The sequence below is a fragment of the Methanocalculus sp. MC3 genome (assembly GCF_054767395.1).
Genome location: NZ_BAABMP010000001.1, coordinates 571897 through 588961 on the forward strand (window position 1 = coordinate 571897; position 17065 = coordinate 588961).

Consider the following 17065-nt stretch of genomic DNA (forward strand, 5'->3'; position numbering starts at 1 on the left):
AAGGAAGTGAGAAGATATGCCAGAAATCGCAATAGAAGATGTACCGGGTGTCGGCCCGGCAACCGCTGACCGCCTCCGTGAGGCCGGATACTGCACAGTCGAAAGTATCGCAACCGCCTCTCCCGTCGATCTCGCCGAGGCAGCCGAGATCGGCGAGGCGACTGCAAAGAAGATGATCAAGGGTGCCCGTGAGATTGCGGATATCGGCGGGTTCAAGACCGGTACCGATGTCCTGCTCAGGAGGCAGGAGGTCCGGAAACTCAGGACCTTTGTTCCGGAGTTTGACGAGCTCCTCGGCGGCGGTGTGGAAACCCAGGCGATCACCGAGTTATATGGCGAGTTTGGTTCGGGAAAGAGCCAGATTGTACACCAGCTTGCTGTCAACTGCCAGCTCCCCGAAGAGTGCGGCGGCCTGGGCGGCTCATGCATCTTCATCGATACCGAGAATACCTTCCGGCCCGAGAGGATCGCCCAGATGGTAGAGGGTCTTGAGGTCGATTGCGAGGTGGGAACAACAGATGATTTCCTTGCGAATATCCATGTTGCGCGGGCGCATACCTCGGATCACCAGATGCTCCTCATCGATACCGCGCGTGAGCTTGCCAATGAGAAGAAGGAGAGCGGCATGCCGGTCCGCCTCTTCATCATCGACTCGCTCACCGGACACTTCCGTGCAGAATATGCAGGGCGGGGCACCCTCGCAACACGCCAGCAGAAGCTGAACCGGCATATGCATGAACTCTTCAAGCTCGTCGATGAGCATAATGGCGTCGCGCTTGTGACAAACCAGGTGATGTCCAACCCGGGCGTCTTCTTTGGGGATCCGACAAAGCCGATCGGCGGAAATATCGTCGGCCACTCAGCGACATTCAGGCTGTATCTCAGGAAGAGCAAGGCAGGAAAACGGATTGCACGCCTTGTGGACAGTCCGAACCTTCCTGAAGGCGAAGCAACGTTCATGGTCGAGAAGGCGGGTATCAAGCCGTGCTGAAAGCAGTAGTCTGCGATATCGACGGAACCATCACCGATGATCGCCGGAGGATCAGCATCAGTGCGATCGAGACACTCCGGATCTTTATTGACAGAGGGATTCCGGTGGTGCTCGCATCAGGAAACACCCTCTGTTTTCTGGATTCGATAGCCCGGATGATCGGAACCAATGGAGCAGTTATCGGGGAGAACGGCGGGGTATTCCAGACCGGATTCGATGGCACGCCTCACATTACCGGTGATAGATCACTCTGTCTCCATGCATATGATCGTCTTGTCACTCATTTCAAAGAGCAGGGAATAACATTACTTCCCTACAGTATGGAACTGCGGTATGCCGATGTCGCTTTTGCACGCATCGTTCCCGTTGATGAGGTGGTATCTGTTATCGCCGATCTCCCTGTCCGGGTGATCGATACCGGATTTGCCATCCATCTCCAGACTCCCGGAATCTCGAAGGGATCAGCACTTGCAGCACTTGCCCCGCTCCTCTCCCTTACTCCCGGGGATTTTGTTGCTGTTGGTGATTCTGATAATGATCTCGAGATGCTTGAGGTTGCAGGTTATGGAATAACCATGGAAAATGGCAGCGAAAAACTGAAAAAATTAGCTGATCTGGTGACAGATCAGAAGTATGGCGAGGGTTTTTCCGAGGGTCTGCTATCTGCCCTTGAGCGCTTTGAGTGAAATCTTCACCTGAGCATATACCGATCAACAACGATATAATCCTTAATATCCTTGACAGCTTCAAACGGGATGAGCATACAATCATCATCCAGTTTGTAATGGGATGTATCAAATCCGGCATCGGGCTTGACGATCAGGTTGATCACCTGCCCGCTCCCCACGTCGATGATAATATTTTTTAACTGTCCGATCACCTTGCCGTCACTACTCATGACCTTCTTCCGCCGGAGCGTACGAGCAAACGCCTTTGTCATAGAAAGATGGTTGGCTGATAACTATATAAACTATTCCTATTTTCCCGAACCGGGGCGTTAAAGGGTGGGAAAAACCCTGATGATATCCGATTGTGTGAGGATGCCGGCAGGTTTTCCTTCGGCAACAACGATCACTCTGCCAATTTCCCGCTCTTTAAATCGCCGGATAACCTCATAGAGGCGTGTATGTTCGGGAACCAGAATGACATCGTGAGTCATTATGTTTTTCACCGGTGTATCCAGGGATTGTCCGGCATCTATTGCACGTGCGATATCGGTGAGGGTGACGATCCCGAGCAACTCTTCATTGAATATGACAGGTACGCCATGTATACGGTTTTTCGAGCAGATGGAGACGGCTTCCCTGATCGTCGCATCAGGCGGCAGACTGATCAAGGGCGAACTCATGTAGTGGCGGATCGATTTCTTCGGGAGCGATGTCATCTCTGAGATTGAGATGAGAAGCGCACCCTGGATCTCGTCACGGCCAAAGACCTCCCCCCGGATCATCAGCTTGTTCACCGGTGTCGGCCCTATCGTGATCTCTTCGCCGATAGTGAAATTCCGGACACTCCCGACAATTTTTATCAGTGAATGGCAGAGATCGGGATGGCAGAGAGTTGTGAAGTCGACCTCAGTCACCCGCACGCCCGGAATCGGGATTCCGTTTCTTGATATCGTTACCTCAGCTGCATCATCGGTCGGCTTTATATTCAGCTCCTTATATGCCTGTGCAGTCGGATGATATCCTCCCTTTGGTCCCGGAATCCCGTCAACCAGGCCGAGCGCCTTTAATGCCTGCATCTGGTTTCTGACGGTGCCGGGATTTCTCTTGATAATCCCTGCAATATCGTCTCCTTTGATGGGATGAGAATGTTGATGATAGAGTGAGATTAATGTTATAAGAATATCTTTCTGGATAAGTGAGAGATCCATAATGATTGATCATACATATCCGGATAAATAGCTTGGGGAAACAGAACCAATGTTTGATACAATACCAACAGTTCCAACTGCAGATGAGATACTCGACCGGAGTTTCCGCCGTGCAGCAAAGAAGATGCGGGATAAGAAAAATAAAGACCGTGCCAATGAAGAATTCGTCATGGCGGTCACACAGGCAGTCCATGACAAGCTGGTCTCAATTATCCAGTCCTTCCCTGAGTTCGATACCCTCCCACCATTCTACCGGGATCTCGTGGATATCCTCTATGGGATTGAAGAGATGAGAAAAGCCTTTGGCGGAGTCGGGTGGGCCGCAAAACATACACGGGATGTCGGAAAGGATCTTGCACGATCGATGCGGCGCTCTCCCGAGAACCTTGCCCTACGTAAACAGGCAGTGGCACGGATCGCCTCGATCGTCCACCAGATCGATAAGGATCTCAGGTTTTTGAATGACACCCGGAACGTGCTCAGGAAGCTTCCTGTCGTCTCTCCCGATGAGTTTACGATTGTTGTGGCAGGGTACCCGAATGTCGGGAAGAGTTCGTTCATCAGGCTCGTCTCAACGGCAACGCCGCAGGTGGCATCGTATCCCTTCACCACAAAAGGGGTCATCGTCGGCCACCGTGAACTGAGCTGGCGTGAACGTGTCCAGTTCATTGATACGCCCGGGATCCTTGATGCCGGAAACAACAGGGAGCGGAACAAGATCGAGCGGCAGGCACTCAACGCACTCATCTATGTGGCAGATGTGATCCTCTTCATCATTGATCCAAGCGAGCACTGCGGATATGATCTTCCCACCCAGCAACTCCTGCTTGAGGAGGTCCGGAGTTTTGCTCACGTCCCGGTGATCGTCTGTGCAAACAAATCCGATCTGGCGCCCTATCCGGGTGTCCTGAATATGTCAACAGTGACCGGGGAGGGGGTTCCCGAGGCGCTTGAAGCAGCCCTCAGAGAACGAGGACCCACGCCCATTCGGAGACAAGAAGACATCCTGCCAGAAAACCAAGAATAACTCCCCCATTCAATGGTGGAAGTCCCGCCTGGGGTTTGCCAGAGAAGACCATCATCAGGAGCACTCCAAGTCCGATGAGTGCCCCTGTCGCAGCGCCGATAGCGGGAACCGGGGATTGGATGAATGTATATGCCGAGACGACCAGTATCGCCGGCATGATCGCATCCCCCATCCCCATCAGGAACGTGCCCCGTTCTTTTTTGACCTCAGTCCCTTCAGCTGAAGGCGTGATCTTCTCATATGATCCGGTGTATCCGATCTTCTTTGGGATGATAAAGAGGATCGGCATCTTCTGATCCATCACCCCCTCAGCGAGCGTGATCATATGCTTTGTCCGATACACCGATAGTGCATCATAGACTGCAAGCAGAATCAGCAGGATGATCACCGGCAGGACAGCAAGTGACGCACCGAAGATGGCCGCCACTCCTGAGGCAAGGACGATGCCGAGCGAATCGATCACGTACCATCTTGGATACCGGTAGAGAAGGATGATTGCGAGGATTGCCGCCACTGCTGCCGCTCCTCCTGCCACAACAGCCGATCCGATAAAATGGCCGGATATTGCCAGGAAGACATAGAAGTACGTGAGCAGGATGGCTCCGCCGATAATGAGGCTGATGAGCTGCTGTTTTGCATATTTGATCAGCAGGAGGAGGACTGCGGTGAAGGTGAGGAGAATAGCAAGAAAGATGATCGGATTTGCCATTGAATCGGGGTCTTCAAATGCGGTCAGCCCGGCAGCCTCAACAGGGGCTGCAAGGAGCACGCCTCCGAGGATCACTGCGCAGAGAATAAGAGGCATGCCGATGATGGCAGAGATGTTCTGTCGGTCCATAATATCCTGCTCCGGATAGGTAGCTTAATCATTATGGTTCTTCTTATGGTAAAACATGGATCTTCGTGATTATGTCTGGGATCTGATCCTGATCATCATAATGGTGTCATCAACACTCGTTCTTGTACTCAGGCTCTGGCAGGATCTCACGATAGTACTTGGAGCGACCCTGATGATGCTCTCGCTGGGTGGTCTCTTCCTCTCGCTCGGGATGAAGATTCGGAGTCTTGAGGATAATATTATCGCCCGGGAGAGGACGATGCGTGTCAATCTGGAAGAGATCTCAGTCAGCCTCAATCGGAAATATGACCGGACTGTTGAACAGCTCGGTGAGATCGTCGACAGCCTGACACGGCGGATGTACCGATAAAAGAGGTCTCTACTTGGGAGTTTCTATTCGTCCTCTGCTGGAAGGATGCAGGCATCCGGTCGGCTTTGGAGATATCCCCGGAGTTGCGGCAATAGATGCAAATAACGCACTCTACCAGTTCCTCTCAATAATCAGGCAGGCCGACGGCACCCCCCTCCAGGATACGAAAGGGCGGGTCACCTCACACCTCTCAGGTCTCCTCTTCAGGACCGCACACTTTCTTGAGAACGGTATTCTGCCCCTGTATATCTTTGATGGCTCACCACCTGAGTTTAAGGCCAGAACTATTGCCGCAAGACGCGAGATCAGGAAGGCTGGTGAAGAACAATGGACAGAAGCCTTGGAACGCGGGGATACCGGTGCGGCATACCGCGCGGCGATGCAGTCCACCAGGGTGGATGCCAGCATTCTTGCGAGCGGAAAGGAGCTTCTGGATGCACTGGGAGTTCCCTGGATGGTCGCCCCCTCCGAAGGTGAGGCGCAGTCTGCTCATTTCGTCAATAGCGGGATTGCCACTTATTCTGTCTCCCAGGACTATGATTCACTCCTCTTTGGGGCTTCAGTCCTCGTCCGGAACCTGGCCGTATCCGGGAAACGGCGGATCGGGGGGAGGCAGGTGACGGTTTCTCCCGAACGGATCTCTCTCTCCGAGTTCCTTGATACACTTGGGATCACCCGCGAGCAGCTCATCCGGATAGGGATTCTTATCGGGACAGACTTCAATGAGGGGATCCACGGGATCGGGCCGAAGAAGGCATTGAAGATTATCCGTGAAGAACGATTCTCCGAGGTGATGGCAGAGAAGGCACCAGATACCGATCCGGAACCAATTATGGAGTTCTTCCTCTCTCCTCCGGTTACAGAACAGTATCAGCCGGAATGGAGATCCCCCGATCCCGACTCTGTCAAACAGATCCTCTGTGAAAATTACGGGTTCTCACAAGAGCGGATCCTTCCGGCGCTTGAACGTATAGCAGGTCCACAGAAAGGGCAGTCCGGGCAGATGCGGCTTGATGCCTGGAATTAGTATATTTGCCGGATATCCAGAGGGAATCGCCCTCTCTTCCTCCCCAAAGTATAAATCCACAGGGTTGATTATCAACTATGCTTTCCAGTGCATTCCATGAGGCGCTCCATGATCAGATCCATCCTTTCATCATAGGGGTGGCCGGGGACAGCGGATCGGGGAAGACAACATTTACAAAGATCATCAGCATCGTCCTCGGTCCGTCCCGTGTATCGACGATAACACTTGATGACTATCACCGGTACGACCGGGATGAACGGGCCGCATTGTCCATTACCCCCCTTCATCCCGATGCAAACCGCTTTGACCGTCTTGCATCGGATGTAGCCGCCCTGAAGAGGGGTGAAACGATTCAGAAGCCGGTCTACAATCATACAAACGGCACTTTTGATCCGGATATCCCCTTCCGGCCAAAAAACATAATTATCCTCGAAGGACTTCATCCCCTCTTCACAGAGGAGCTCAGGGAGATGATCGATCTCGCAATCTTTGTCGATCCGCACCCTGATGTCAAGTATGCATGGAAGATACGGCGTGATGTTGGTGAGCGTGGCCATACCCGTGAGGCTGTTCTGGCTGAGATTCGCACCAGAGAACCTGATTATGGGGAGTATGTAGCTTTCCAGAGGCAATATGCAGATTATGTCATCAGGATTGATGAAAGCCTGGCAGCGCCAGGCCGGGATCCCCCCGTCTATTCAGTCTCCCTCCTTCAGGCCGATCCAACCGCCTGTCCCCTTACAAATGTACCATTCACCCTTGATCTCTCGCGGATTCTCCCGCTCGTGGACGGTCCTTATAGCATCTCCGGCGGTAATACTGAACTGGATGGCAGGAGACTTGTCTCAATGAGGCTGGATGGATATCTCCCTTATGGGTTTGCACGTTCCCTTGAGGAGAGTATCGAGACACAGACAGAGATCTGTGCATTGCCTTTCTTCCCGGGAAAACAGGTCTCCCCAACAGATGTGATCGCATTATTGATTGCATGGCAGATTATCTGCCGCCAGTGTTCTCTCACCGAATCTCCAGTCTGAGCAGTGCATCTTTTTAACAGAGCAAAGGTAATCACTGATGCACTATGGATCGGACCGAGCATTTTGCGATCATCGCCCGTGATATCGGGGCAATCCTCCAGTTTCTGGCTCTTGCCTCATCCGTTCCACTGATTGTTGCGATCATCTATTCGGAATGGCATGTCTTCCTTCCGATGGCACTTGTTCCGCTTATATTCTTTATCCTGGGCAGCTTTTTACGAACCATCCCCCATTCAAATAAACAGGCCCGGCTCTCGGTGGCACTCAGCGCAGTTGCGATGATCTGGCTCATCTCCTCCCTGATTGGGGCAATCCCATTCTATATCGTATGTGGAATGCCCTATATTGACTGTGTCTTTGAAGCGATGTCAGGATGGACAACCACCGGCCTGACGATGGCATCCGGCCTTGATGACTTCCCAAAAACGATCCTCTTCTGGCGATCCTTCATGCAGTGGCTTGGCGGGATGGGTATCGTTGCCTTCACCGTGACGATGGTGCATCGCTCAGGGCTTGTCCAGAAGGAGCTCTACCGCTCGGAAGCGCGATCTGAGGCGCTCATGCCGAGTGTCGTCGACACCGCAGTCCAGATGTGGAAGATATACGTCATCCTGACACTCGCAGGGGTTGGCCTTGTGATGCTTTCAGGGGTCTCCTTATGGGATGCACTGAATCTCTCCCTTGTCGCAATCGCAACCGGCGGCTTTACCATGTACGATGGCGGGATCGCCCATTATAATAATCCATTTATGGAGCTTGCCCTCATCCCGATCATGATTGCGGGAGCACTTCCCTTCAAGCTCTATTTCATGATCTATGCAAAACGGATCTTAGCCTTCTATCGGGATCTCCAGCCATTCCTGCTCTTCTCAATCATCGCTGTCGGGATACTGGTTGTAACCTATGATCTCACCAGGATCGCCTCCTTCCCGATCTCCGATTCCCTCCGGCAGGCCCTCTTCATGACGGTATCAGCAGCGACAAGCACAGGTTTCCAGAATACCGATCCCTCGCTCTGGCCGCATGCGACGATCCTCTTCCTTGCATCCCTGATGGTGATCGGCGGATCAACAGGGAGCACTGCCGGAGGTATCAAACTTGGGCGGGCCATCATCTGTTATGAAGGGCTTGTCTGGTGGTTCAGGCGGATCTTCATCTCGGGCCGTGCAGTCATCCCGTTCCGGCATGAGGGGCGGAGTATTCCGAAGATGATCGCCGAGTACGAGGTCTCAAAGAATATGCTCGTCATCGTCCTCTACCTCGTCATCATCTTCGCAAGCACCATCCTGATCCTCCAGTTTGAAGGGCCCGGATATGATTCAAGCCATGTGATCTTTGATGTGATCACTGCAATCTGTAACAATGGCATCTCCACAGGGCATATATCCTCAGATATATCAGATGGAGGAAAGATCTTATTTATTCTTCTGATGTGGCTTGGAAGGCTGGAAGTGATCCCGGTTGTTGTCTTAATCGTTGGGGTTGCGAAGGGCTTTGATCGGGCCTGATCTTTTTTCAATCAGGGTGAAGTTATCACAACTTCTTTAGTTCACAAACTCCAATATCAGAGTGATGAGACAGATTGCCCTCTATGGAAAGGGTGGTATTGGAAAATCAACAACCTCGGCAAACCTTTCGGCGGCATGGGCCGACAAAGGGCTGGATGTGCTTCAGATCGGCTGCGATCCAAAACATGACAGTACCAGGATGCTGATGAATGGCCGCGTGATCCCGACCGTTCTTGACCTGATTCGGGAACATAAGACGGATCTGACCGTCTCCGATGTGATCTATCCGGGATATTCGGGAGTGCGATGTGTCGAAGCGGGAGGGCCCGAGCCTGGTATCGGCTGTGCCGGGCGTGGTATCATCGCAACCTTCCAGCTCCTCGAGAAGCTCGGTGCGTTGAGAGGGGATCTGATCGTCTATGATGTGCTGGGTGATGTCGTCTGTGGCGGGTTTGCAATGCCGATGCGGGAAGGATATGCAGAAGAGGTCTATCTTGTCACTTCGGGAGAGCTGATGAGCCTCTATGCGGCAAACAATATTGCAAAAGCGATCTCCCGTCTCAGTGCAAATAAGCGGAGCAAAGTCCGGCTTGCCGGTGTGATCGGCAATGGGAAGAATATCGAATGCGAGGATGAGCTGATCTCTGAGTTTGCAGAAGCAATAGGATCGCAGATGATTGCATTCATTCCCCGGTCAAAAACCGTCACACAGGCTGAACTGAATAAGAAGACCGTGATCGAGTATGCTCCGGCTTCACCCCAGGCCGAGGTCTACCGGGGCTGTGCAGAGGCCATTCTTCTGAATACGGAGTTCTCAATTCCGACACCACTATCAATCGATGATCTTGAATCGCTCGCCTATCGATATCTCAAGGAGTGAGGGCTGCACCTTAACGGGTGTCCTCTCGGTGACCGGTTTTCTGGAAGATGCAGTGACGGTGATCCATGGCCCTTCAGGGTGTACTCACCACAATGCCTCACTCCTGCATGCCTCGTTAGCCGAGATCGATGAGGTGAAGATCCCCTGCTTTCTCTCGAGTAATATCAACGAGGAGGAGGTAATATTTGGCGGTGAACAAGCACTGCTGGATGCGCTGGATGCCGCAGAAGCACGGGATCCCTCTCTGATATGTGTTGTATCCACCTGCATTGCCGACACGATCGGCGATGACACTGCCGCACTCTGCAGGCAGAAGCGGGGTGTGCCGGTCATTTATATTCCCGGTGCTGGTTTTCTCGGGGGAGGTTTCTCCGAGGGAATTCGAAACGCTCTTGCTGCCCTTCTCAATCTTGCAGATGAGACCGGAGAAAGAGCAGGTGAAGAAATTTTGATTGTCGGGGAGAAGAATCTCGAATACGAGGCAGAAGAAAATTTTAATGAGATCACCCGACTCCTCTCCCTCCTTGATCTTGCTCCCGGCATCCGGTTCGTCCGGCATTCGTCTGTTTCAGACTGCCAGAAGATCGGCTCCGCACCGATGGCTATCCTGCGTGAATCATCACTCCAGCCGGTCGGCTCCATCCTGGGCAGCCGCTTTCATATCCCCATCATCCCCGGTTTTCCGGTTGGAACGGATGGTACTTCTGCTTTCCTCAAGCAACTTGGAGCATGTACCGGAATCGATCCCGGTTCGGCACTCCGGGATGAAGAAGGGCTGATCAGTGACCTCTATAGCAGCTTCGATGATCTCCGGTGCGAGTCCGTCCGGCTGAATAGAACAGGTGCAGATCCACAAACGGTTTTTGCAGCTGAATCTGCACTCGGAGCACTTCAGATGAAAGAGGTGTCAGGTAGCCATCTCCTTCCCCTGCCCTATGATCCACCTGTTGGAATCGCCGGAACCAGGCGAATGCTCAACTCATGGAGGAGGAGTCTTTCCCGTGCCTGAATGTACAAACCCTGTCTGGCCCTGTGCCCTTACCGGTGCAGTCTCTTTTCTGGCTGGATTTGGCGACCTTGCGGTTGTGATTCATGGCTCAAGCGGCTGTTATTATTACCCGAAATCGCTCGTCAAGAGACCGCTTCATGGTTCCTTTATCCTGCATGATGAGGTGATCTTTGGAACAGGTGCCCGCCTCCGGTCAGTTGTCTCGGAGGTTCTGGATGGGGGAGCCGGACGGGTGGCAGTCGTCAACTCCTGTGTTCCTGCGCTGATGGGTGAGGATCTTGCCTCGGAACTGGACGATCTTCCCGTTCTCATTGTTGATTCTCCTGGTTTTCTCGGAGATGCCGAAGCCGGATTTACACTGGCAGCCGAAACACTCCTGAAGGAGGCAGAGATTACAGCTACCGGGGTGAATCTTGGGGGGATCTGCCTCCTCGATCCCTTCTGGCGTGGGAATATGCATGAATCAAAACGAATTCTTGCGATGGCCGGGATACCGGCCGGAGTGATCCTCTCACATGATCAGTTGAAATCGCTCAGGAATGCCGCACCGATGACGGTTACGGCAAATCCTGATTATACAGCTCCGCTTGGGCGTTCCTGCGGCTCGCTCCTTGGGCTCTCCTCCCTGAAGCAGACCCTGACGGATGCAGCTGATACGATCCCCGGTGCAGATCCAACACCGGTTCTTGAAGAGTGTGAGAGGGCTGAAGAGATGGTTATTGCCGCTTGTGAGAAGTACCTGCGAAGGAACGATCCCCCTGTTGCCGCACTCTGTGCACAGTCCGGGTATGCAGCATTCTTTGCAGAACTCCTTGTGAGGTATCTCGGATCAGAGCAACCACTCATCCTTCCAAGGAATGCAACAGACTCTCCGGGTATAACTGATTACGATCAGATCAGATCAGCCCTCTGCCGGGATGCATACGATCTGGTGATTGGATCGTCCTATGAAGCCCGCATCCTTCCCGATGCGGCATTTGCCGGGATCACTCCCCCGAACAGGGGGCATATCATGCTTGGCAGCCGTCCCCTTGCAGGGGTTGAGGGAACTCTCCATGCAGTAGAGTTGATCCTGAATGCGGTGCTGGATCAGAAGAAGAAAAACGCTTATGATGCCACCAGGGGCAACAGGCATACAAGATGAAAATGATGGGTGTTCCCATGCATTTTCAAATGAAATGACATTATTCCCTGCCTCTCCAATATGCGGAGAAGAGTATCAGGGCGAATGCAACCAGTGGCACTATCAGCGCTGAGGGTGCAGGCGTCGGCTCCGGTGTCACTGGTTCTGGTGTTTGTGTTGGAGCCGGTGTCGACCCAGGTGTTACCGGTTTGACCGTCGGCGTGGATAGTGGTGTGGGTGTTGGCTCCGGGGTTGTTGGTATTGGAGTTGCAGTTGGAGTTGGTGCCGGTGTGAATGCTCCAATGTTGAAACTGACGATATTTGAGTCTTCTGCATAATTGGCAAACCCTTGTGGTTTTCTCCATCGCGCCTGTACTTCATATCGACCAACACCCATATCGTTGAGCGTGAATGTACCTCTTGCAGCATCGGTATCCGAATATGTCTCTGTACCTGTCAGATTAATTGCACTGAGATCGGAATTTCCGATGATCATTCTTTCTGAACCGCCCGGACCTGTGAGGATAATATCAACCTGTGCATAATATTTTGTTCCAACTCGATAGGAAGCACCAACGTTGGGGCTGATAATTTGAATGGCCAACTTTGTAGTATCGGGTATCCTGCTTAATTTTGCAGCAGACTCGTAATGATAAGGGTTTCCGAGCACGACGTCAACTGATAAAGTCGGCTTTTCAATTAGTACGTATCGAGATCGTTCGACAGCGACGGTTGAATTGTATGCATAATATATTCCATAGCGACCGGCAACTTCTGAATCAAGTACATTCACATTGGTGTCATCTGAGATTTGGATCTCAGAGAGAAACGCTTTATCCGGATCATCATCATGATATCGTCTCAGTGAGGATACGGGATTATTGCCAGCATCCCGAAGATTAGTCAGGTCCAATCCTCTTTCGTACACGAATAGCATATCGCCTCTCTCTATTACATTAATTGTAGGCGTTCTGGCTGTAACGGGTGTTGTGAATATGAGAGATGAGAGTATGATGATTATACAGATAATGCAGGTCATCTGCCATTTTTTCTTCATATATAACCCTATAATTGTATCAGAATAAAAAGGATTCGCCACTCAGTGTCTTTCAATTATCGGGGTTTATTGCTGGTTTAAGAAATATGCTGACCTTTCCGGATGATCAGAAGGTCATGATTGTTTCCAACATTCAGATTGAGTTATCAGAGCTCAGAAAAACAGGCTTTTCCTCATTTTTGAGCAAAAATTGAAAAAAAGCGTTATTTGGGGAATTAAATCACCCCTCTCTTCGGTTTTACCCGTTAATCCAGTAGCTGGCTTTGTCGGGATTTGCTGTGATCCAGGCACGGGCGGCCTCTCTGTCAGGGACACCCTCTTCGATGCTGGTCATCACTTCTGCAATGTCCACAGCACTCCACTGGAACCGCTCAAGGATCGCGTATGCTTCAGGATCATCTGTCTTCAGGCCGCTGCGTGCCACAGTGACGACATCTTCTGCCTCACCATATATACCTTTTGGATCATCAAGGAACTTCAGGTCGAACCTGCCGAATTTCCAGTGTGGTGCCCATCCTGTGACGACAATCCATTCCTCATTATTATATGCGGAACGGAGTTCGGCTGCCATTCCGGCACTGCTGGATGCTACAAGCTCGTAATTCAGACCGTATTCGACGATTGCATCTTCAGTTGCCTGCATGATACCTGCACCGGGCTCAATACCGATGATCTTTCCATCGAACTTGTCTGCGACAGCGTTCATCTCCTCAATTGAGTCGATGGTCACATACTGTGGAACAACAAGACCGATTCTGGCATCTCCTGGAATGTTCTTCTGGACATAATCGAGCCGGTCACCATACTCTTCCCAGTACATGCTGTGGGTATGGGGGAGCCAGGCAGTTGTTGTGAAGTCGATATCGCCGCGTGCAAGCCCTGCATAGAGGGGTCCTGCATCTACTGCGATAAGGGTTACCTTATATCCGGCTTCCTCAAAGACTTCCTGCATTACATGGGTGCTGGCAATTGCACAGTCCCAGGTGACATAGCCGATTGAGATCTCCTTCTGAGGTTCGGTTGTCTCGCCGACACACCCTGCTGCGAGGAGTGCGGTGCAGAGCATTAGCCCTGCAAAAAGTGAGATAAACAGTTTCTTTGTAATCATTCATTCACCATCCTTTTTAATTGTTTGAAATCTAACTAAATCTTTAGAGAGACCAGTTGAACTTTTGTGGCTAATATGTGAAAAAAGTTTTTGAGTATGTTTATATATTATTATGAAATGGAGCCCATATCTTCATTCCCGCGCCTTCTCAGATTTAATCAGGCCCTGGGTTATCCGGTCAAGAATGATGGCGATGATCACAATTGCAAGCCCTGCCTCAAAGCCCATGGCGATATTCACCCGCTGGATGCCAACAAGCACCTGGTACCCAAGACCGCCTGCTCCGATCATCGATGCAATGACGACCATCGAGAGGGCGAGCATGATACACTGGTTGACCCCTGCCATGATCGTCGGGAGAGCAACCGGCAGCTGCACCTTGATCAGCTTCTGCCTGGGTGTTGCGCCAAAGGCATCTGACACTTCAATAAGCTCGATTGGGATCTGCCTGATTCCAAGGTTGGTCAGGCGGATTGCAGGCGGCATTGCGAAGACAACCGTTGCGATCATGCCTGGCACATTTCCAAGGCTGAAGAAGATGACTGCCGGGATCAGGTAGACGAATGATGGCATCGTCTGCATGAAGTCGAGGAGCACCCTGACAACAGCATTGACAGAGTCATTGCTTGCTGCAAGGATGCCGATCGGTATCCCGATCAACAGGGCGATGATGGTTGATGCAAGGACGAGTGCAAGCGTCATCATCGCATGGCTCCAGAGCTGGAGGTTCCAGATCAGGAGCAGTCCGGCAATGCTCAGGAGCGAGAGCCGTACATCTCTCCGGGTGATCAGGAAGATGAGGATACCCAGAATCGGGATCATTACAAGCGGCGGGAGCAATGTCAGGATATCCTGGAAGCCGTTTAAGAGGAATCGGAGAACTGCAGTGATCCCGTCCAGCAGCCACCCGAGGTTCGCCTCAATCCAGTCGACGATATCGGATACAAACTGTCCGATTGGGATTTTTGGAAGATCGATTGAATAATTAAGCGACAATTGGCTCACTCTCCTTTCGTGCTAATGCCGAGAGGACCGATCCTCTCACGATGATCCCTTTCAGTTTGCCGTCCTGATCAACGACCGGGAGTGGATATTTACTATCGGCAATGATCGGGATAATATCACCAAGCGGAGTTGTGAGATCGATTATTGTAAGATCATTGACAACGATCTCTTCAAGGGTCGTATGATCTTTTTTTACCGCCTCCACAACATCGTCGATTAAGACAATTCCCTTCAGCAGGCGGTGCTGTGTCACGACAAAGAGGCTTGATATACCATATTCTTTCATCAGGCGTGCAGCAAGACGCGGCCCGCTCCTGCATGAGATGACCGGATCCGCCTTCTTCATCACATCCTGTGCGGTCAGCACCCTGGTCATATCGACATCGGCAACGAACCGCTCGACATAGTCGTTGCTTGGGTTCATCAGGATCTCCTCAGACGTTCCGACCTGGATGATCTTTCCATCCTTCATCAGTGCAATGCGGCTTCCAAGCTTCAGTGCTTCATCGAGATCGTGGGTGACAAAGATGATCGTCTTATTCAGCCGCTCCTGAAGTTCGATCAGCTCATCCTGCATATCTCTCCGGATCAATGGATCAAGTGCACTGAATGCCTCATCCATCAGCAGGATTTCGGCATCGCTTGCGAGTGCACGGGCAAGCCCCACCCGTTGCTTCATCCCCCCCGAGAGTTGATCGGGCATGCTCTGCTCATATCCGGCAAGCCCGACCAGTTTCAGTGCCTCAGCTGCTTTTGCATGCCGCTCTTCAAGTGCCATTCCCTGAATTTCAAGGCCGAATGCAACATTGTCGAGGACGGTTTTATGCGGGAGGAGTGCAAAATTCTGGAAGATCATTCCGGCCTGCTTTCTCCGGAAATCCCTGATCTCATCCTCATTCATCGTCACAACATCATTCCCATTGATGACGATACTCCCAACAGTCGGGTCGATGAGACGGTTTAAACACCGAAGAAGCGTTGATTTTCCGCACCCCGAGAGGCCCATCAGGACGAATATCTCCCCTTTGAATACCTGAAACGAGATGTTATTCAGCCCGACGGTCTGGCCGGTCTTTTCAAGAATTTCGTTCTTTGTCTTCCCGTCCCTGAGCATCCGGAGTGCCTTCTCCGGCTTGCTTCCAAATATTTTTGAGAGGTTTTGTACTTCAATTAAGATTTCAGGTTCATAGTCATCTCCCATCAGACACCTCCTGTCAATGGATTACTGTACTCTTCAATCATCGTTCCACATACACAACATGAACCAATCAATAATTATGCATCCTTACCGGGTCGCAGAAGAATTGCTTCACCCTGTTTAGGTAATCCTTGTTAAAAGACCTGATAACTGTTTTGGATTTTTATGTAAAAATAATTTATTAATTAATAATATAATTAAATTCAATCAGCATCGACTGAGATGAATCGTAACCGGTGATCTGCTTCACAAACGCTTTACACTCCGGAGAACAACATGTTCATCATAATGGCACCGCAGAGAAAGACATCACGGGAGAAGAAACAGGCTGATCCCATCAACTGGACCAAAGTGGGGGCAATTTCAATTGCTGTCCTCTTCGCCGTCATGATGGCAGCTTCCCTCCTTGGAACGGCATGGATTGGCGGGATGAGAACTGTTCAGCCCGGTGATCTGGTTGTAATTGATTATACCATCTATAATGAGAATGATATTCCTGTCCTGACCACTCTGGAAGTTGTCGCTACAGAGGCGGAAGAGGCTGGGAATTTTGTATATCTCTCCGGCCCGATTGAGGTCTCGGCCGGGTACAGCCTCCCAGACGATATGATCGGAATCCCTCACAAGTACGGCAAAATGGAGCCTTTCGGCTTATTCATGACCGAGTTCCAGGAGATCACCTCTGCTCCAATCGGATACAAGGAACGTGATCGTGTTGTTGTCCCCTTTGCTATCGAAAGCCCGGAGAATCCATTTGAAAGAGAATTAACAGAAGAACAGATGGGGGAGATGGGCTATCCCTTTGATGAGCTCTCTGTCGGAGATATGATCATCCTCGGTTTTGCCGACTCACCGCAGATAGCTCTGGATGATGCAGAGCCTGATGTCAAGTTGCGATTTGCATTTATCAAAGAGAAGACCGATGAGACGGTGCTCATCAGGTATGGGTACTCCTATGCTGTCGTCACCATCAACTCGGTAACAGCAATCTCTTAGATCCAATACCTTTTT

18 protein-coding genes are annotated in these 17065 nt (G+C 51.4%); 11 read left to right on the plus strand and 7 right to left on the minus strand.

Going from position 1 to position 17065, the window contains the following annotated elements; translation table 11 throughout:
- The first annotated feature begins 16 nt into the window (after positions 1–16).
- Complete coding sequence (gene radA, locus ACYUBO_RS02955) at positions 17–991, plus strand: DNA repair and recombination protein RadA (protein ID WP_460372245.1); 975 nt, start codon at positions 17–19, stop codon at positions 989–991.
- The gene (locus tag ACYUBO_RS02960) at positions 985–1677 is read left to right on the plus strand and encodes a phosphoglycolate phosphatase (RefSeq protein ID WP_460372247.1); all 693 of its coding nucleotides are present in this window, start codon (positions 985–987) and stop codon (positions 1675–1677) included. The genes radA and ACYUBO_RS02960 overlap by 7 nt, the downstream gene beginning before the upstream one ends.
- A 5-nt stretch (positions 1678–1682) precedes the next feature.
- Here the strand turns inward: ACYUBO_RS02960 and ACYUBO_RS02965 are convergent, their stop codons facing one another.
- Both ACYUBO_RS02965 and ACYUBO_RS02970 read right to left on the minus strand, forming a co-directional pair.
- A complete protein-coding gene (locus ACYUBO_RS02965) occupies positions 1683–1931 on the minus strand; it encodes a PRC-barrel domain-containing protein (RefSeq protein WP_300334342.1) in 249 nt (82 codons plus the stop codon).
- 57 nt (positions 1932–1988) lie between these two features.
- Positions 1989–2867 carry a CBS domain-containing protein gene (locus tag ACYUBO_RS02970; protein WP_300334339.1) on the minus strand — a complete coding sequence of 293 codons (879 nt, stop codon included), beginning with the start codon at positions 2865–2867 and terminating at the stop codon, positions 1989–1991.
- Positions 2868–2916: 49 nt separating this feature from the next.
- Here ACYUBO_RS02970 and ACYUBO_RS02975 point away from each other — a divergent pair, with 49 nt between their 5' ends.
- Positions 2917–3894 (plus strand): NOG1 family protein, encoded by a 978-nt coding sequence (locus ACYUBO_RS02975; protein ID WP_460372249.1) that lies wholly within the window; start codon positions 2917–2919, stop codon positions 3892–3894.
- On the opposite strand, the gene ACYUBO_RS02980 is transcribed toward ACYUBO_RS02975, so the two are convergent.
- Positions 3830–4732, minus strand: a complete 903-nt coding sequence (locus ACYUBO_RS02980) for a presenilin family intramembrane aspartyl protease PSH (RefSeq protein ID WP_460372251.1) — start codon at positions 4730–4732, stop codon at positions 3830–3832. The two genes, ACYUBO_RS02975 and ACYUBO_RS02980, sit on opposite strands and share 65 nt — an antisense overlap.
- A 55-nt stretch (positions 4733–4787) precedes the next feature.
- On the opposite strand from ACYUBO_RS02980, the gene ACYUBO_RS02985 reads away from it, so the two are divergent.
- From ACYUBO_RS02985 to ACYUBO_RS03015, 7 genes are all read left to right on the plus strand, one after another.
- Complete coding sequence (locus ACYUBO_RS02985) at positions 4788–5102, plus strand: hypothetical protein (protein WP_300332455.1); 315 nt, start codon at positions 4788–4790, stop codon at positions 5100–5102.
- A gap of 13 nt (positions 5103–5115) precedes the next feature.
- On the plus strand, positions 5116–6129 hold the full coding sequence (gene fen, locus ACYUBO_RS02990) for a flap endonuclease-1 (RefSeq protein WP_460372253.1): 1014 nt from the start codon (positions 5116–5118) through the stop codon (positions 6127–6129).
- Between the two features lie 77 nt (positions 6130–6206).
- Positions 6207–7166 (plus strand): phosphoribulokinase, encoded by a 960-nt coding sequence (locus ACYUBO_RS02995; RefSeq protein WP_460372255.1) that lies wholly within the window; start codon positions 6207–6209, stop codon positions 7164–7166.
- Between the two features lie 44 nt (positions 7167–7210).
- Positions 7211–8674, plus strand: coding sequence for a TrkH family potassium uptake protein (locus ACYUBO_RS03000; RefSeq protein WP_460372257.1), 1464 nt, complete (start codon positions 7211–7213; stop codon positions 8672–8674).
- Positions 8675–8738: 64 nt separating this feature from the next.
- Positions 8739–9554, plus strand: a complete 816-nt coding sequence (cfbC, locus tag ACYUBO_RS03005; protein WP_460372258.1) for a Ni-sirohydrochlorin a,c-diamide reductive cyclase ATP-dependent reductase subunit — start codon at positions 8739–8741, stop codon at positions 9552–9554.
- Positions 9520–10563 (plus strand): nitrogenase component 1, encoded by a 1044-nt coding sequence (locus tag ACYUBO_RS03010; protein WP_460372260.1) that lies wholly within the window; start codon positions 9520–9522, stop codon positions 10561–10563. Before cfbC ends, ACYUBO_RS03010 begins: the two co-directional genes overlap by 35 nt.
- Entirely contained in the window at positions 10556–11707 is a 1152-nt protein-coding gene (locus ACYUBO_RS03015) for a nitrogenase component 1 (RefSeq protein WP_460372262.1), read from the plus strand. Before ACYUBO_RS03010 ends, ACYUBO_RS03015 begins: the two co-directional genes overlap by 8 nt.
- Positions 11708–11747: 40 nt before the next feature.
- On the opposite strand, the gene ACYUBO_RS03020 is transcribed toward ACYUBO_RS03015, so the two are convergent.
- From ACYUBO_RS03020 to ACYUBO_RS03035, 4 genes are all read right to left on the minus strand, one after another.
- Positions 11748–12743, minus strand: a complete 996-nt coding sequence (locus tag ACYUBO_RS03020) for a DUF3821 domain-containing protein (protein WP_460372264.1) — start codon at positions 12741–12743, stop codon at positions 11748–11750.
- 238 nt (positions 12744–12981) lie between these two features.
- A complete protein-coding gene (locus ACYUBO_RS03025; RefSeq protein ID WP_460372266.1) occupies positions 12982–13851 on the minus strand; it encodes a glycine betaine ABC transporter substrate-binding protein in 870 nt (289 codons plus the stop codon).
- 132 nt (positions 13852–13983) lie between these two features.
- The gene (locus ACYUBO_RS03030; protein WP_460372268.1) at positions 13984–14847 is read right to left on the minus strand and encodes an ABC transporter permease; all 864 of its coding nucleotides are present in this window, start codon (positions 14845–14847) and stop codon (positions 13984–13986) included.
- Positions 14837–16057, minus strand: a complete 1221-nt coding sequence (locus ACYUBO_RS03035; protein ID WP_300331287.1) for a quaternary amine ABC transporter ATP-binding protein — start codon at positions 16055–16057, stop codon at positions 14837–14839. Before ACYUBO_RS03035 ends, ACYUBO_RS03030 begins: the two co-directional genes overlap by 11 nt.
- 273 nt (positions 16058–16330) lie before the next feature.
- On the opposite strand from ACYUBO_RS03035, the gene ACYUBO_RS03040 reads away from it, so the two are divergent.
- Entirely contained in the window at positions 16331–17050 is a 720-nt protein-coding gene (locus ACYUBO_RS03040; RefSeq protein ID WP_460372270.1) for a hypothetical protein, read from the plus strand.
- Positions 17051–17065 lie beyond the last annotated feature (15 nt).

Bases quoted from the DNA above. Each gene is read 5' to 3' on its own strand.
- radA (WP_460372245.1), top strand. From the start codon at position 17: ATGCCAGAAATCGCAATAGAAGATGTACCGGGTGTCGGCCCGGCAACC.
- ACYUBO_RS02980 (WP_460372251.1), bottom strand. From the start codon at position 4,732: ATGGACCGACAGAACATCTCTGCCATCATCGGCATGCCTCTTATTCTC.
- ACYUBO_RS03025 (WP_460372266.1), bottom strand. From the start codon at position 13,851: ATGATTACAAAGAAACTGTTTATCTCACTTTTTGCAGGGCTAATGCTC.
- ACYUBO_RS02975 (WP_460372249.1), top strand. From the start codon at position 2,917: ATGTTTGATACAATACCAACAGTTCCAACTGCAGATGAGATACTCGAC.
- ACYUBO_RS03000 (WP_460372257.1), top strand. From the start codon at position 7,211: ATGGATCGGACCGAGCATTTTGCGATCATCGCCCGTGATATCGGGGCA.
- ACYUBO_RS03035 (WP_300331287.1), bottom strand. From the start codon at position 16,057: ATGGGAGATGACTATGAACCTGAAATCTTAATTGAAGTACAAAACCTC.
- cfbC (WP_460372258.1), top strand. From the start codon at position 8,739: ATGAGACAGATTGCCCTCTATGGAAAGGGTGGTATTGGAAAATCAACA.
- ACYUBO_RS02995 (WP_460372255.1), top strand. From the start codon at position 6,207: ATGCTTTCCAGTGCATTCCATGAGGCGCTCCATGATCAGATCCATCCT.
- ACYUBO_RS02970 (WP_300334339.1), bottom strand. From the start codon at position 2,867: ATGGATCTCTCACTTATCCAGAAAGATATTCTTATAACATTAATCTCA.
- ACYUBO_RS02965 (WP_300334342.1), bottom strand. From the start codon at position 1,931: ATGACAAAGGCGTTTGCTCGTACGCTCCGGCGGAAGAAGGTCATGAGT.
- ACYUBO_RS03040 (WP_460372270.1), top strand. From the start codon at position 16,331: ATGTTCATCATAATGGCACCGCAGAGAAAGACATCACGGGAGAAGAAA.
- ACYUBO_RS02985 (WP_300332455.1), top strand. From the start codon at position 4,788: ATGGATCTTCGTGATTATGTCTGGGATCTGATCCTGATCATCATAATG.
- ACYUBO_RS03020 (WP_460372264.1), bottom strand. From the start codon at position 12,743: ATGAAGAAAAAATGGCAGATGACCTGCATTATCTGTATAATCATCATA.